The sequence below is a fragment of the Sinisalibacter aestuarii genome, assembly GCF_027923545.1.
GTDB lineage: Bacteria > Pseudomonadota > Alphaproteobacteria > Rhodobacterales > Rhodobacteraceae > Sinisalibacter > Sinisalibacter aestuarii.
This window is the reverse complement of the sequence record NZ_BROH01000029.1, coordinates 1-563: the sequence shown is the minus strand read 5'-3', so window position 1 is coordinate 563 and position 563 is coordinate 1. Positions and strand designations below refer to the sequence as shown.

At 65.9% G+C, this 563-nt stretch carries 1 protein-coding gene; it reads left to right on the top strand.

Annotation, left to right across the window (positions count from 1 at the left end; translation table 11 throughout):
• A partial coding sequence (locus QMG28_RS20860; protein ID WP_281844150.1) for an IS5 family transposase occupies positions 1-434 on the top strand: 434 nt, incomplete at its 5' end.
• Between the last annotated feature and the right edge of the window lie 129 nt (positions 435-563).

Genomic DNA, 563 nt, shown 5'->3' with positions numbered 1-563 from the left:
ATGGCGTGGGACGTTCCCGGGGCGGGCTGACGACCAGGCTGCATGCGCTCGTCGACGGCCGCGGGCGACCGGTCGCTTTCAAGCTCACGCCAGGACAGGTTCACGACAGCAAGGTCGCGGGGGATATGCTCGCGCAGCTCGCGCCGGGGCAGATCCTCATGGCCGACAAGGCCTATGACTCGAACGCCATCCTCGCCACGATCCGCGCCCGCGGCGCGACCCCGAACATCCCCGCCAAGGCCCCGCGCAAGCTGCCCCATCCCTACGACCGCGCCCTCTACCGGCGGCGCAACATCATCGAGAGGTTCTTCAACAAACTGAAGCAATACAGGGGCCTGGCCACCCGCTACGACAAATATGCCGAGACCTTCATGGCCGGCGTCACTCTGGCCGCCATCCGCATCGCAATACGGGCTAATGAGTCTACGGCCTAGTGCGGTCATCCGCGAGAACCGGACGCCACCAGCCGAGCCAGCTTATGGCGGGAACCCAGAAACAGCGCTGCCAGCAGCAAGGGCAGGACGACACTTCTGAACACGCCATCGCGGCCGACCAATGCGGTG